Here is a 13,745-nt window from a genome sequence, read left to right as displayed (position 1 = left end):
ACCGAAGCGCCCGCCGGCCGCGCCGCGACGCTCCGGACGAGGAGGGCGGCCGTGGCATGCTCGAGGGAATGACGACGACCCTGCACGAGCGAATCAAGGCCCATGTGACGCAGGGCATCCTCGACGGCACCTGGCAGCCGGGCCAGAGGCTGCCTTCGGAGCTGGAGCTGGTCACGCAGTTCGGCGTCTCGCGCATGACCGTGAACAAGGCGCTGCGCGAGCTCGCGAACGCGGGCCGGATCGTGCGCGTGGCGGGGGTCGGTACCTTCGTGGCGGAGAAGAAGCCGCAGTCCACGCTGCTGCAGATCGCCAACATCGCGAGCGAGATCCGGGCCCGCGGCCACGAGCACCGGTGGCGCGGCCTGTCGCGCGAGCGGGTGGCGGCCGCGCCCGACATCGCGGCCTGGCTCAACATGCTGCCGGGGCAGTCGATCTTCCGGCTGCAGAGCGTGCACCTCGAGAACGGCGTGCCGGTGCAGCTCGAGGACCGCTACGTCAACCCGAAGATGGCGCCGGCCTTCCTCGACCAGGACTTCTCGGACATCACGCCGGGCGAATACCTGCTCTCGCTGGTGCAGGCCGATCTGGTCGAGCACGTGGTCGATGCCGTCATGCCGACGGCGGAGCAGGCGCGCATCCTCGAGATGAAGCCCACCGAGCCCTGCCTGCAGCTGACGCGGCGCACCTGGCTGCGCGAGGTGCCCGTGACCTGGGTGCGCTGCCTGAACCCGGCCTCGCGCTACAGCCTGGGCAGCCGGTTCCGGCCCTCGCCCTGAAGCCCGCCGGACCAGGACACGCGATGCGACTCGACGAACAGGTGCAGGCGTGGCTCACGCGCACGCCCGGGCTGATCGAGACCCTGTTCGACCGGCTGCCCGACGTGCTGTTCTACGTCAAGGACCAGCAGGGCCGCTACCTCTGGGCCAACCAGACGCTGATCGACCGCGCCGGCCTGCAGGACGGCGAGAGCGTGGTGGGCAAGACCGCGGACCAGCTGTTCCCGGCCAGCGGCCTCAGCACGGTGGCGCAGGACCTCGAGGTCATCGACAGCGGCCGGCCGATGCGCGAGCTGCTGCGCCTGTACCAGACCTGGCGCGGCGACCGCTACTGGTGCCTGAGCTCCAAGTTCCCGCTGCTCGATGCCGACGGCCGCATCGTCGGCCTGGCCGGGCTGTCGCGCGACCTGCCGCGCCCCAACGAGCGCCATCACAGCTACCGGCGGCTGCGGCGCTTTCTCGACTTCATCGATGCGGGCCTCGATGGGCCGGTGCTGATCGCCGAGGCGGCGACGCATGCCTCGGTGTCGATGGACACGCTGGCGCGCCTGGTGCTCGAGGTCTTCCACGTGACGCCCAAGCAGCTCTTGATGAAGAAGCGCATCGACAAGGCCTGCCAGCTGCTCGAGGAGACGCCGGCCTCGATCACGGAGGTGTCGGCCGCCTGCGGCTATGCCGACCACAGCGCCTTCTCGCGCCAGTTCAAGGTGGCGACGAACATGACGCCGGCGCAGTACCGCGCCTCGCGCCGCGACTATGCAGAAAACCGCAACCCGGTGCGCCGTACGTTCTAGCTGCGCCTGAGCCCGGCGCTCAGAATTCGCGGCATGAACTGCCTGATCGTTTATGCCCATCCCGAACCCGCTTCGTTCAACGGCGCACTGAAGGACGTCGCGGTCCGCGAACTCGAGCGCATGGGCCATTCGGTGGTCGTCAGCGATCTCTACCGCATGGGCTGGAACCCGGCGCTGGGCCCCGGCGATTTCGAGGGCGGGCGCGCGAACGCCGACTACCTGGATCTCTCGCGAGAGCAGGAGCATGCGTTCGCGGCCGGCACGCAGCACCCCGCTGTGGCGGCCGAGCAGGCGGAGCTGCAGGCGGCCGACTTCGTGCTGCTGCAGTTCCCGCTCTGGTGGTTCTCGATGCCCGCCATCCTCAAGGGCTGGGTCGACCGCGTGCTGAGCCGCGGCTTTGCCTACTCGGCGGGGCGCAAGTACGAGACCGGGCATTTCAAGGGCAAGCGCGCGATGCTCAGCATCACGACGGGCACCGCCTCCACGCTCTACGAGCCGAACGGCATCGACGGCGATCTCCATCACGTGCTCTGGCCGATCCACAACGGCATCCTGGCCTATACCGGCTTCACGGTGCTGCCGCCCTTCGCCGCCTGGATGCCCGCGCGGCTGTCGCCGCAGGAGCGCCAGACCTGCCTCGACGCCCATGCCGAGCGCCTGCGCGGCATCGAGCGCATCGAGCCGCTGTTCTTCCATCCCTGGAGCGACTACGACGAATCGCAGCGGCTCAAGCCGGGCGTGGTGGCGCGCTCGGGCGTGCAGTGGAATCCGCGCGCCGGGCAGAGCTTCGAGGCCTCGGCATCGGCCCATGCTTGAACGTCCTGTGCAGGAAACCCGCATGTCCTCCTCCAACACACCCCGCGTCGTCATCGTCGGCGGCGCCATCATCGGCAGCTTCTGCGCCTGGTCGCTGCGCCAGGCCGGCTTCGCGGGACCGATCACCGTGGTCGAGAAGGACGCCTCGTACCAGTTCTCGTCGACGGCGCTGTCCGCGGCCTCGATACGCACGCAGTTCGGCACGGCCGCGAACATCCGGATGAGCCTGTACGGCGCCCAGATGTTCCGCGACATCAAGGCCGTGTTCGGCGACCAGGCCGACATCGGCTACCGCGAGCGCGGCTACCTGATCCTCGGCGGCCACGACCAGGTCACGCAGCGGCTGGAAGCCGTTCGCATGCAGCGCAGCCATGGCGCCGACATCCGGGTGCTCGATCCCGACGAGCTGGCCGCGCGCTATCCGGGCGTGGACTTCGGCGACGTCGGCATCGGAACGCTGGGCGTGCAGCACGAAGGCTGGTTCGATGCCTGGAGCCTGCTGTCGGAAGTGCGCCGCGCGGCGCGTCGGCTCGGTGTGGACTACGTGGAGGCGACGGCCAGCGGCTTCCGCACCCACGGCGCGCGCGTGAGCGGTGTCGAGCTGTCGAACGGCGAAGTGCTCGCCTGCGACTTCTGCGTGCTGGCCGCGGGCGCGCTCTCTGGCCGCCTGGCCGCCTTGCTCGACATCGCGCTGCCGGTGGTGCCGAAGAAGCGCACCGTGTTCTCGTTCAAGACGCCGTTCAAGGCGAGCGAGCTTCCGATGCTGTTCGACTCGAGCGGCATCTGGGTCCGGCCCGAAGGCGAGGGCTTCATCGGCGGCATCCAGCCCCCGGCCGAGATCGACGGGGATGCCGACGGCGACTTCGAGCCGCACCACGACCTGATGGAGTCGCTGTTCTGGCCCCTGCTCGCCAAGCGCATCCCGGCCATGGAGGAACTGCGTCTGCAACGCGCCTGGGCCGGGCACTACGAGGTCAACACGCTCGACCACAACGGCGTCGTCGGCCCGCATGACGAACTCGGCAACCTGATCTTCGCGACCGGCTTCTCGGGCCATGGCGTGATGCACGCGCCGGCGGTCGGCCGCGGCGTGGCCGAGCTGATCACGACGGGTGCGTTCCGCAGCATCGACATGAGTCCCCTGGGCTGGGCGCGCATCCGCAGCGCCACGCCCTTGTTCGAATCCATCGTTTACTGAAAAGGAGATCGCCATGAGACTGGCAGGCAAGGTGGCAGTGGTGACGGGCGCCGCGCGCGGCATCGGGCGCGCGACGGCGGAGCGGCTTCTGGCCGAGGGCGCGAAGGTGGTCGTGTCGGACATCGATGCGCAGACCCTGGAGAAGACGGCCGCCGAGATCGGCCCGGCGGTCAACGTCTTCGCGGTGCGCGCGGACGTCTCGAAGAAGAGCGAGGTGGTCGGCCTGGTCGAGGCGGCGGTCCGGCATTTCGGCACCCTCGACATCATGGTGAACAACGCCGGCATCGCGCCGGTGGTGGAGTTCCTCGACGTCACCGAGGAGATGCTCGACCGGGTGCTCGACGTCAATCTCAAGGGCGCCTTCTACGGCACCCAGGCGGCGGGCCGCGAGATGGTCGCGCGCGGCAAGGGCGGGGTGATCATCAACATGTCCTCGATCAACTCGGGGCTGGCCAATCCCAACGTCGCGCCGTACGCGATCTCCAAGGGCGGCATGAACCAGGTGACCTCGACCGCGGCGGTGGCCTTCGCGCCGCACGGCATCCGCGTGGTCGGCGTCGGGCCCGGGACCATCATGACCGACATGGTGGCCGGCGCCTTCGTGCAGAGCGCGGGCAACCATGCCATCCTCTCGCGCACGCCGCTGGGCCGCTATGGCCAGCCCTCCGAGATCGCCTCGGTCGTCGCCTTCCTGGCGAGCGACGATGCCTCCTACATCACGGGCGAAACCATGTACGTGGATGGCGGCCGGCGCGTGCTGAACTACGTGGTCCCGGTCAAGGGCTGAGCGATGACGCATCCCTTCGCCAAGCTCCATCACCTCTGCATCGTGGTGCACGACATCGACCGGACGCAGGCCTACTACGAGTCGATCGGCATCGGCCCCTGGACCGAATACCCGCCGCTGGCCGAATACGAGGAGCTCGAGGCGCCCAGCAAGCCCGGCTTCCTCGCGCTCAAGTACCGCGTGTGCAACCTGCCGACCGTGCAGCTCCAGCTGTGCCAGCCCGGCGACGAGCCGACGCCGCAGCGGCTGCACCTGGACAGCAAGGGCGAGGGCGTGTTCCACGTCGGCTTCGAGGTGCCGGACGCCGATGCCGCGCAGGCGCAGGCCACGGCGCTGGGCCTGCCGGTGCTGATGCGCGGGCGCCGCGCGAACCGCACGGGCTTCACCTACTACGACAGCGCCGAGGGCGCGGGCGTCACGCTGCTCACGCGGGCGACCCACCATCCGGGCAAATAGCAGCGAGGAGCGGGCCATGCGGATCGATCTGAATTCCGACCTGGGCGAGGGCTATGGCCCGTGGACGATGGGCGACGACGCGCAGATCCTCGACTGCGTGACCAGCGCGAACATCGCCTGCGGCGGCCATGCGGGCGACGCGGAAACCATGTACCGCACCCTGCGTCTGGCGGCGGAGCGCGGCGTGAACGTCGGCGCCCATCCGGGCTACAACGACCGCGAGGGCTTCGGGCGGCGCGTGATCCCGATGCCGCCCGCCGAGATCGGCCGCATGGTCGCGGCGCAGCTCGGCGCGCTGGTGGCGATGGCCCGGCTCGCGGGCACCGAGGTGCGCTACGTCAAGCCGCATGGCGCGCTCGGCAATCTCGCGGCTGCGGACATGGGGGTGGCCCAGGCCATCGTTTCGGCGCTCGAGAAGGTCGACCCCACGCTCGCGGTCCTCGCCATCTCGGGCACCTGCCTCGAGCAGGCCGCGCGCGCGCAGGGGCTGCGCGCCTTCTCGGAGATCTTCGCCGACCGCGCCTACCTGCCCAATGGCCAGCTGGTGCCGCGCGGCCAGCCGGGCGCGGTCCTGCACGATGCCGAGGCAGCCGCGGACCGGCTGATCGGCTTCGTGCGAACCGGAAGGATGCCGGTGCAGGGCGCGGCGCCGATCGCGTTGAAGGCCGACTCGGTCTGCGTCCATGGCGACAACGCCGAATCGGTCGAGATGGCGCGGCACATCCGCAAGCGGCTGGCGGCCGAAGGGATCGTGCTGGCCTCGTTCCTCGACCAGCAGTAGGCACGCCGATGCCGAACCCCGAATGGCCGCGCTACACGCCGGTCGCGGACCACTCGCTGCTGGTGTCCTTCGGCGACGCGATCGCCGACCCGGCCAGCGCCGCGGTGCTCGCGCTCGACCGGGCCCTGGCCCATGCGCCGCCCGAGGGCCTGCTCGAATGCATCCCGGCCTTCGTCAGCCTGCTGGTCGTCTTCGATCCGCTGGTCACCGATCACGCGCGGATCCGGGAGGCGGCCGAGACGCTGCAGCGCGATCCGCCGGCCGGCCTGCCGGCGGGAGAAGCACGCGAGGTCGAGGTCTGCTACGACGACGACTTCGCGCCCGACCTCGAAGCGGTGGCACAAGCCGCGGGCCTGGGCATCGACGCGGTGATCGACCTCCACCTGCGGGGCGACTACCGGGTGCGCATGTACGGCTTCGCGCCGGGCTATGCCTACATGTCGGGCGTACCGCCGGAGATCCAGGTACCACGCAAGCCCGCGGCCCTGCGCGACATCGCCGCGGGCAGCGTGCTGATCGCGGGGCCGCAATGCCTCGTCACCACGCTGCGGATGCCCACGGGCTGGTCGATCGTCGGCCGCTCGCCCACGCGCATCCTGACGCGCGACGAGGGCGCGCCCTTTCTCTTCGGCGTGGGAGACCACGTGAAGTTCAAGCGCATCGATCGCGCGCAGTACGAGGCAAGGCTGGAGAACGAAAGCCATGGCTGAGGCCAGGCTGCGCGTGCGCGCCTGCGGCCCGCTGGTCACGTACCAGGACGGCGGCCGACCGGGCATGCTGCGCTTCGGCGTGCCTGCCTCGGGCCCGATGGACCGGCTCGCGCATGCCGCGGCCCATGTCGCGCTCGGCAACCCGGCGGATGCCACCGCGATCGAGATCTCCCTAGGCGGGCTGGAACTGCTGTGCGAGGCGGGCGAGGTCAGCTGCGGCATCGCCGGTGGCGAGTTCCAGGTCCGCCATTCGAGCGCAGCGACGGGTTCGTGGTGCGTGCGAACGCTGCGCGCGGGTGACACGCTGTCGATCCGCCCGGGCCGCTGGGGCAGTTGGGCCTACCTGGCGTTCTGCGGCGAGCCGGTGTGCGAGCGCTGGGCCGGGCACAGCGCCACGCATTCGGCATCGGGCCTCGGCGGCGGCAGTCTGGTGCCCGGTGCCGAGATCGTGCTGCGCGACACGCGGGTCGTGCAGGAGCGCGAGGGCGACCGCACGGCGCCCGCGCTGGCCGGTCCGCGCCCGCTCGTGCGCGTCGTGCTCGGGCCACAGACCGACAGCTTCGAGGCCGCCTCCGTCGCCGCGCTCCTCGACGCGGGCTTCTCGGTCACGCCCGCCCGCGACCGCATGGGCATGCGCCTCGCGGGGCCGACGCTGTCCTTGAAGGATGCCTTGTCCATTCCCTCCGAACCGATCGTGCGCGGCTCGATCCAGGTCGGTGGCGACGGCGTGGCCTCGGTGCTGTTGGCCGACCACCAGACCACGGGCGGCTATCCGAAGATCGCCACCGTCCTGTCCTGCGACCTCGATGGCCTGTCGCAGCTTCGGCCCGGCGACGTGCTGCGCTTCCAGGCCGTGGAACCGGCCGAGGCGATCCGGCTCGTGCGCCTGGAAGCGCCGCCGAGAAGCCGCCTCCTGCAGGAGATGGCCCAGCCGCCGGGCAGCCTGCCGAGCCGCCTGATGGCCGAGAACCTGATCAGCGGCTTCGTGCTCGCATAGCGCGCCTCAGGCGCCGAGCCAGCGCCCCTCGGGCCAGGCACCGGCATCGATCGCGCGCCGCGCCTCCCGCGTGAGCACGTCGACCGCGCAGCGCACATGGCGCGCGATCGGCCGGTTGACGGGCAGGGCCAGCACGATGGTCCGGCTGATGCCGGGATCGGCCAGCGGCGCGCCCTTGAGCTTCTGCGTGCGCAGGTCCTCCGCGACCGCGATCGGCGGCAGGATGGTCAGACCATGGCCGCCGAGCACCAGGCTTCGCTGCACGCTCAGCGCGTTGGTCTCGGCCGACAGGTCGAGCGTCACCTGGGCCACGGCGCAGGCATGCTCGACCAGCGTGCGGATGCCGTGCGGCGCGCTCGGCAGCACCAGCTTGTGGCCCGCGAGCTCGGCCAGCGCCACCGGCCGGTCGGGCCGCAGCTTGCTGCTCTTCGGGCCGATGACCCACAGCGCCTCCTCGATCAGCGGCGTGGTCTGGATGTTGGGCGAACGTTCCGCGCCATAGAGCAGCGCGGCATCGACCTCGCCCGATTCGAGCCAGCGCAGCAGCGTGCCCGCGTAGCCCATCGCGATGCGCACGCGGATGCCCGGGTAGTCGGCCGCCAGCGTCGCCACCAGCGGGCTCGAGAGGATGTCGATGGTGCTCGGCAGCAGCCCCAAGGTGACCAGCCCGCCGATGCTGTTGTCGACGGTGCCGATCTCGGCCCGGGCGCGGTCCAGCTCGAGCAGCGCGCGGCGCGCATAGCCGACGAGCGCGAGCCCCGCGTCGGTCAGCACCATGCCATGGCGCTCGCGCTCGAACAGGGGCGCGCCGATGTCTTCCTCGAGCAGGCGGATCTGCCGCGACACCGCGGGCTGCACGAGGTGCAGCACCTCGGCCGCGCGCGTGACGTTGCCGGTCTCGGCCACCGTGAGAAAGGCGCGCAGTTGCTTCAGGTCCATGTGGCTGCCTCCATGCACAAACGTGATCGTGGAATCTCGAATTTCTATTTCACATTCCCAGGCATCAAATTCTATGATTTCTGGCACTTTGACCAACCCACCCCGATTCATGAACCAGACCACCCAGGCCGCGCCCGACTGGCAGCAGGCCGCCTTCCGCGTGCTCAAGGCGGGCGGCGTCAGGCAGATCGCCTACGTGCCCGACGCCGGCCATTCGCACGTGATCCGCAGCGCCATCGCCGACCCCGACATCGAGGACGTGGTGCTGACCACCGAGGAGGAGGGCGTGGCGCTGGTGAGCGGCGCCTGGCTCGGCGGCCAGCGCGCCGTGCTGCTGATGCAGAGCAGCGGCGTGGGCAACTGCGTGAACATGTTCTCGCTGCTGCAGGCCGCGGACTTCCCGTTCTTCACGCTCGTGACCATGCGTGGCGAATACGCCGAATTCAATCCCTGGCAGGGCCCGATGGGCAAGGCCACGCAGGCTGCGCTCGAGCTCATGGGCATCCACGTGCTGCGCGCCTCGAAGCCCGAGGAGGTCGAGGAGGTCGTCAGCGCGGGCTTCGATGCCGCCTTCGAGGCCGGCGAGAAGGTCGCCGTGCTGCTGGGACAGGAACTGATCGGCCGCAAGAAGTGGGAGCGCAAGTGATGAACACGAAGACTCCGGCGCAACGCGCCGACCGCCGCGAATTCGTGGCAAAGCTGATCGCCGCCATCCCTGATGCCCTGATCGTCACGGGCCTGGGCTCGGCCTCCTACGACGTGTTCGCCAGCGGCGACCGCGAGCGCAACTACTACCTGTGGGGCGCCATGGGCGGCGCCGCCTCGCTGGGGCTGGGCCTGGCGCTCGCGCAGCGCGACAAGTCGGTGGTCGTCATCACCGGCGACGGCGAGCAGCTGATGGGCATCGGCAGCCTCGGCACCATCGGCGTCAAGCAGCCGAAGAACCTCAGCATCGTGATGCTCGACAACGGCCATTTCGGCGAGACCGGCATGCAGCGCAGCCACTCGAGCCTGGGCGCCGACCTGGTGGCAGTGGCCAGGGGCTTCGGCATCGCCGATGCGTTCTCGGTGAGCAGCATCGATGCCTGCGAGGACCTGGCCGAGCGCATCAACGCGCGCCGGCAGACCACCTTCGCGCAGGTCTTCATCGATGCCAACGAACCGCCGCGCGCGCTGCCGCCGCGCGACGGTTCGTACATCAAGAACCGCTTCCGCGCCGCGCTGGGTTTCCAGCCCTTCTGACGGGCGAGCCATGCAACGCTATTCATTGCACATCGGCGGCGAGGCCTGCGAGCCGCACGGCGGCACCTGGTTCGACACCCAGAACCCCTTCACCGGCGAGAGCTGGGCGCAGATTCCGCGCGGCAACGCGCAGGACGTCGACCGGGCCGTGCGCGCCGCGCACCAGGCGCTGACCACCGGCCCCTGGTCGGAGCTGACCGCGACACAGCGCGGCGCGCTGATGCGCAGGCTCGGCGACCTGATCGCACGCGACGCGGCCCGGCTGGCCGCCACCGAGGTCCGCGACAACGGCAAGCTGCTCGCGGAAATGCGCGGCCAGCTCGACTACCTCCCGCAGTGGTTCTATTACTACGGCGGCCTGGCCGACAAGGTGCAGGGCAGCACGCTGCCGCTCGACAAGAAGGGCTACTTCGCGTTCACGCGCCACGAGCCCGTGGGCGTGGTGGCCGCCATCACGCCGTGGAACTCGCCGCTGCTGCTGCTGGCCTGGAAGCTCGCGCCGGCGCTGGCCGCGGGTTGCACCGTGGTGGCCAAGCCCTCGGAGTTCACCTCGGCCTCGACGCTCGAGTTCGCGCAGCTGTTCGAGGAGGCCGGCTTTCCCGCGGGCGTGTTCAACGTGGTGACGGGCTTCGGCGCCGAGGTGGGCACGCCGCTGGTCGAGCATCCGCTGGTGGCCAAGATCAGCTTCACGGGATCGGATTCGACCGGCCGCCTGATCAACGAGCGGGCCGGGCGCCTCTTGAAGCACACGGCCATGGAGCTGGGTGGCAAGTCGCCCAACGTGGTGTTCGAGGACGCCGACCTCGAGCAGGCCGCGTTCGGCGCGATCTCGGGCATCTTCGCCGCCACCGGCCAGACCTGCATCGCCGGCTCGCGGCTGCTGGTGCAGGACAGCATCCACGACGCCTTCGTCGAACGCCTGCTCGCGGTGGCGCGCACCGCGCGCATGGGCGACCCGATGAGCCCCGAGACGCAGGTCGGCCCGATCACCACGCCGCCGCAGTACCGCAAGGTGCTCGAGTACATCGACATCGCGCGCGCCGAGGGCGCGACCGCGGTGCTGGGCGGCGACAAGGGCACGGCCCCCGAATGCGGCACGGGCTGGTTCGTGCAGCCCACCATCTTCACGGGTGTGCGCAACGACATGCGCATCGCCCAGGAGGAGGTGTTCGGCCCCGTGCTGTCGGTGATCCGCTTCGAGGACGAGGCCGATGCGCTGCGCATCGCCAACGACGTGCGCTTCGGCCTGGCCGCGGCGGTGTGGACGCAGGACATCGGCCGCGCCATGCGCATGTCGGAGAAGCTGCAGGCCGGCACGGTGTGGATCAACACCTACCGCGCCGTGAGCTTCATGGCGCCGTTCGGCGGCTACAAGGACTCGGGCCTGGGCCGCGAGAACGGCATCGACGCGGTCCGCGAGTACCTGCAGACCAAGTCGGTGTGGATCAACAGCGGCGCGGCGACGGGCAATCCCTTCGTGATGCGCTGAGGCCTCACAGGAACAGGAACGCCGCCGCCGCCACGGCGGTGGGCCCCAGCGCACCGAGCAGCAGCCCGCCCGCGCCGATCGTCTCGTCGGCGAACCCGCGCTTGAGCAGCGCCACGCCCGCGGGATTGGGCGCGTTGGCGATCACTGTCAGTCCGCCCCCGGCCACGGCGCCCGCCACCAGCATGTACTTCGATTCGTCGGAGATGCCGACGATCAGCGAGCCCAGGTAGGTGAGGGCGGCGTTGTCGGTGATGGCGGTGAGGCCCAGCGCGCCGAGGAACAGCGCGACCGGCGCGAGCGCCGAGACGATGGGCTGCAGCCACCACTGCTGCATGCCGCCCAGCACGACCAGGCCGGCGAGGAAGAAGCCCACGAGCAGCGCCTCCTTGAGGATCGGCGGGCTCTGGTGGCGCTCGTAGGCCTGGGCGAAACCGAGGAACATCAGGAACAGGCCGAGGAACACCACGGGATGGTGGGCGAACAGCACCACGCCCGCGAGCAGGCCCAGGTGCACCGCGACCACCGGCAGCGGAACGCGCGCTTCGGGCGCCGCGCCCTCGTCGCCCGCCGCGGGCTGCAGATGCTTGCGCAGCACCCAGGTCGCGACGGTGGCGTTCAGCAGCACCGCGAGCGCGGCCTTCCAGCCGAAGGTGGCGAGCATGAAGGCGCTGTCCCATTGCCAGGTGGTCGCCACCATCAGCACCGGCGGCGCGGCATAGGAGGTCAGCGTGCCGCCGATCGAGATGTTGACGAACAGCACGCCCAGCGCCAGGTACTTCACGGCCTCCGGCACGCGCGGGCGGAAGATCTGCGGCGCGAGCATCAGCGCGGCGATGGTCATGGCGGCGGGCTCGGTGATCAGCGAGCCGAGCAGCGGCACCGCCGCGAGACCGAGCCATGCGCGCGCGACCGGCGTGGGCACGGGCGCGATGCGCGCGAGCGTGTCGACCAGCGACATCGCCGTGCGCAGCACGGGACGCGAGGCCGCGATCACCATCACCACGAAGACGAACAGCGGCTCGGTGTAGTTGCGCGACTCGGCATAGTCGAGCGCGGTGCCGCCGCCGGCGAACAGCGCCATCGACACCACCAGCACGATGGCCCAGAAGCCGAACACGACCTCGACCTCGCCGAGCAGGTGGAACAGGCCGGCATGGCGTGGATGGCGGTGGGAGAGGCGCTCGAACTGCTTGGCGCTGAAGGTGTGGAGCAGGGCGACGGCAAAGATGGCCGCGGCGATCCACTGGATCGGGGTGTGGGACATGGGATTCCTCGACGAGGCGAAACCGCGAGGCGGCCCGACCTGCGCAAATCCTGGAATGCCCGAAACGGCATGCCACCCAGGGCGGATTTTACCCGAGAGCCTCAAAACCCCGGCCGCGAAGGGCCGGCCGCGACGCTCGCCGTCATCTGAACGTCACGAAGCATTCCTAGCATCCGCCTCGACATGCCCCCCGGGCGGCGGCCTTCGCCGGGCGTATCGACTTCATGCGGCATGCACCTCCTCTTCCTTCCTCCCTGGCAAGCTGCGTGCTCGCGGCGTGCATGGCCTTTGCGGCCGTGAATGCGCGCGCGCAGGCCGAGGCGATGCGCTTCGACATCGCGCGGCAGCCGCTGACCGCGGCGTTGGAGCAGTACGGCCTGCGCACCGGCCTGCCGGTGTTCTTCGATGCCGAACTGGTGGCGGGGCGCGACGCCTCGCCGGTGCAGGCCGTGCTCACGCCGGCCGAGGCGCTGGCCTTGCTGCTGCAGGGCACGGGCCTGGTCGCCGACTACGCGGGCACCGGGCCCGGCGCCGCCTTCGTGCTCAAGCCGCTGCCCGACGAGGCGGCCTCGCGCGAGCGCGCGCTGGCGTACCGCGCGGCGCCGGCGGACCCGCAGCCCGGCTACGACGGCCTGGTGCAGACGCGCATCTGGGAGGCCTTCTGCGGCAATCCGCGCACCTTGCCCGGCGGCTACCGCGCGGCGATGCGCTTCGTGGTCGATGGCAGCGGGCGCATCGCCAATGCCTTCCTGCTGCACACCAGCGGCGACCGCGCGCGCGACGGCGCGATCCTGGAGACGCTGCGCCAGGTGCGCATCGACCGCGCGCCGCCGCCCGAGATGGCGCAGCCGCTGACGATGCTGATCCTGCCGCGCGCGCAGACACCCGGGCTCGAGTGCCCCGGGCGGCACGGAGGGCCCGATCGATGAGCGTGCCCGAGAACGCGCTGCCGGCGCTGCGCAACTTCCTGGTGTCGCGCTACGACGAGCTCAAGCAGCGGCTCGCGCGGCGGCTCGGCAATGCCGAGCAGGCCGGCGACGCGCTGCAGGACACCTGGCTGCGCCTCGAAAGCCGCGACGACATCGACGGCGTGCGCGACCCGGCCTCCTACCTGCTGCGCGTGGCGGTCAACCTGGCCTACGACCAGCTCGGCCGGCAGGGCCGGCTGGCCAGCGCCGAGGAGATCGAGGCGCTGCTCGACGAGGCGCCCGACCCGGCGCCCGGCCCGGCGCAGATCGCGGAGGACCGCTCCGAGATGGCGGCGCTCGCGGCGCTGATCGCGCGCATGCCGGCACGCCGGCGCCAGGTGCTGGTGATGGTGCGCTGGGAACACCTGCCGCAGCGCGAGGTCGCGGCGCGGCTGGGCATTTCGCTGCGCACGGTCGAGAAGGAACTCAAGGATGCGCACGACTTCTGCGCCGCCCGCATGGGGCGCGCGCTCGCACCGAAGGCTTCGCATGAAAAATAAAACGCGGTTCGCCGCGCGCCTGGCCGTC

Annotated in this window: 16 protein-coding genes; 14 read left to right on the top strand and 2 right to left on the bottom strand. The window is 70.6% G+C overall.

All coding sequences use genetic code 11. The annotated features are described in order from the left end of the window. The first annotated feature begins 56 nt into the window (after nt 1–56). Genes hutC through BM109_RS26865 form a run of 9 tightly spaced genes read left to right on the top strand, consistent with a single transcriptional unit; the run spans nt 57 to nt 7,315 of the window. Nucleotides 57–776 carry a histidine utilization repressor gene (hutC, locus tag BM109_RS26905; protein ID WP_057593077.1) on the top strand — a complete coding sequence of 240 codons (720 nt, stop codon included), beginning with the start codon at nt 57–59 and terminating at the stop codon, nt 774–776. A 23-nt stretch (nt 777–799) separates the two neighbouring features. Next, nucleotides 800–1,570: an AraC family transcriptional regulator gene (locus BM109_RS26900; protein ID WP_093349627.1), complete on the top strand. Its 771-nt coding sequence runs from the start codon at nt 800–802 to the stop codon at nt 1,568–1,570. A gap of 33 nt (nt 1,571–1,603) precedes the next feature. Beyond that, on the top strand, nt 1,604–2,386 hold the full coding sequence (locus BM109_RS26895) for an NAD(P)H-dependent oxidoreductase (RefSeq protein WP_093349625.1): 783 nt from the start codon (nt 1,604–1,606) through the stop codon (nt 2,384–2,386). Nucleotides 2,387–2,408: 22 nt separating this feature from the next. Continuing rightward, a complete protein-coding gene (locus BM109_RS26890) occupies nt 2,409–3,584 on the top strand; it encodes an NAD(P)/FAD-dependent oxidoreductase (protein WP_093349623.1) in 1,176 nt (391 codons plus the stop codon). A gap of 13 nt (nt 3,585–3,597) precedes the next feature. After that, a complete protein-coding gene (locus BM109_RS26885; protein WP_093349621.1) occupies nt 3,598–4,371 on the top strand; it encodes an SDR family NAD(P)-dependent oxidoreductase in 774 nt (257 codons plus the stop codon). Nucleotides 4,372–4,374: 3 nt separating this feature from the next. Next, the gene (locus tag BM109_RS26880; RefSeq protein WP_093349617.1) at nt 4,375–4,827 is read left to right on the top strand and encodes a VOC family protein; all 453 of its coding nucleotides are present in this window, start codon (nt 4,375–4,377) and stop codon (nt 4,825–4,827) included. A gap of 16 nt (nt 4,828–4,843) precedes the next feature. Next, on the top strand, nt 4,844–5,608 hold the full coding sequence (locus BM109_RS26875; RefSeq protein WP_093349614.1) for a LamB/YcsF family protein: 765 nt from the start codon (nt 4,844–4,846) through the stop codon (nt 5,606–5,608). An 8-nt stretch (nt 5,609–5,616) separates the two neighbouring features. Next, a complete protein-coding gene (locus BM109_RS26870; RefSeq protein WP_093349611.1) occupies nt 5,617–6,318 on the top strand; it encodes a 5-oxoprolinase subunit B family protein in 702 nt (233 codons plus the stop codon). Continuing rightward, the gene (locus BM109_RS26865) at nt 6,311–7,315 is read left to right on the top strand and encodes a 5-oxoprolinase subunit C family protein (protein ID WP_093349609.1); all 1,005 of its coding nucleotides are present in this window, start codon (nt 6,311–6,313) and stop codon (nt 7,313–7,315) included. Before BM109_RS26870 ends, BM109_RS26865 begins: the two co-directional genes overlap by 8 nt. A gap of 6 nt (nt 7,316–7,321) precedes the next feature. Here the strand turns inward: BM109_RS26865 and BM109_RS26860 are convergent, their stop codons facing one another. Further along, nucleotides 7,322–8,254, bottom strand: coding sequence for a LysR family transcriptional regulator (locus tag BM109_RS26860; RefSeq protein WP_093349606.1), 933 nt, complete (start codon nt 8,252–8,254; stop codon nt 7,322–7,324). Between the two features lie 109 nt (nt 8,255–8,363). Here BM109_RS26860 and BM109_RS26855 point away from each other — a divergent pair, with 109 nt between their 5' ends. Genes BM109_RS26855 through BM109_RS26845 form a run of 3 tightly spaced genes read left to right on the top strand, consistent with a single transcriptional unit; the run spans nt 8,364 to nt 10,985 of the window. After that, nucleotides 8,364–8,900 (top strand): thiamine pyrophosphate-binding protein, encoded by a 537-nt coding sequence (locus tag BM109_RS26855; RefSeq protein ID WP_093349604.1) that lies wholly within the window; start codon nt 8,364–8,366, stop codon nt 8,898–8,900. Next, nucleotides 8,900–9,496 (top strand): thiamine pyrophosphate-dependent enzyme, encoded by a 597-nt coding sequence (locus BM109_RS26850; protein WP_093349601.1) that lies wholly within the window; start codon nt 8,900–8,902, stop codon nt 9,494–9,496. Before BM109_RS26855 ends, BM109_RS26850 begins: the two co-directional genes overlap by 1 nt. Before the next feature lie 10 nt (nt 9,497–9,506). After that, nucleotides 9,507–10,985: an aldehyde dehydrogenase gene (locus BM109_RS26845; RefSeq protein WP_093349599.1), complete on the top strand. Its 1,479-nt coding sequence runs from the start codon at nt 9,507–9,509 to the stop codon at nt 10,983–10,985. 4 nt (nt 10,986–10,989) lie between these two features. On the opposite strand, the gene BM109_RS26840 is transcribed toward BM109_RS26845, so the two are convergent. Beyond that, nucleotides 10,990–12,249: a putative Na+/H+ antiporter gene (locus tag BM109_RS26840; protein ID WP_093349596.1), complete on the bottom strand. Its 1,260-nt coding sequence runs from the start codon at nt 12,247–12,249 to the stop codon at nt 10,990–10,992. Between the two features lie 281 nt (nt 12,250–12,530). Between BM109_RS26840 and BM109_RS26835 the strand changes: the two genes are divergently transcribed. Together BM109_RS26835 and BM109_RS26830 are read left to right on the top strand one after the other, a co-directional pair. Next, the gene (locus BM109_RS26835; protein WP_143129272.1) at nt 12,531–13,178 is read left to right on the top strand and encodes a TonB C-terminal domain-containing protein; all 648 of its coding nucleotides are present in this window, start codon (nt 12,531–12,533) and stop codon (nt 13,176–13,178) included. Then, on the top strand, nt 13,175–13,717 hold the full coding sequence (locus BM109_RS26830) for an RNA polymerase sigma factor (protein ID WP_093349591.1): 543 nt from the start codon (nt 13,175–13,177) through the stop codon (nt 13,715–13,717). The genes BM109_RS26835 and BM109_RS26830 overlap by 4 nt, the downstream gene beginning before the upstream one ends. Nucleotides 13,718–13,745 lie beyond the last annotated feature (28 nt).

The organism is Variovorax sp. PDC80, from assembly GCF_900115375.1.
Lineage (GTDB): Bacteria > Pseudomonadota > Gammaproteobacteria > Burkholderiales > Burkholderiaceae_C > Variovorax.
Note: the sequence above shows the minus strand (reverse complement) of the source record. Positions and strands in the feature narration are given on the sequence as shown.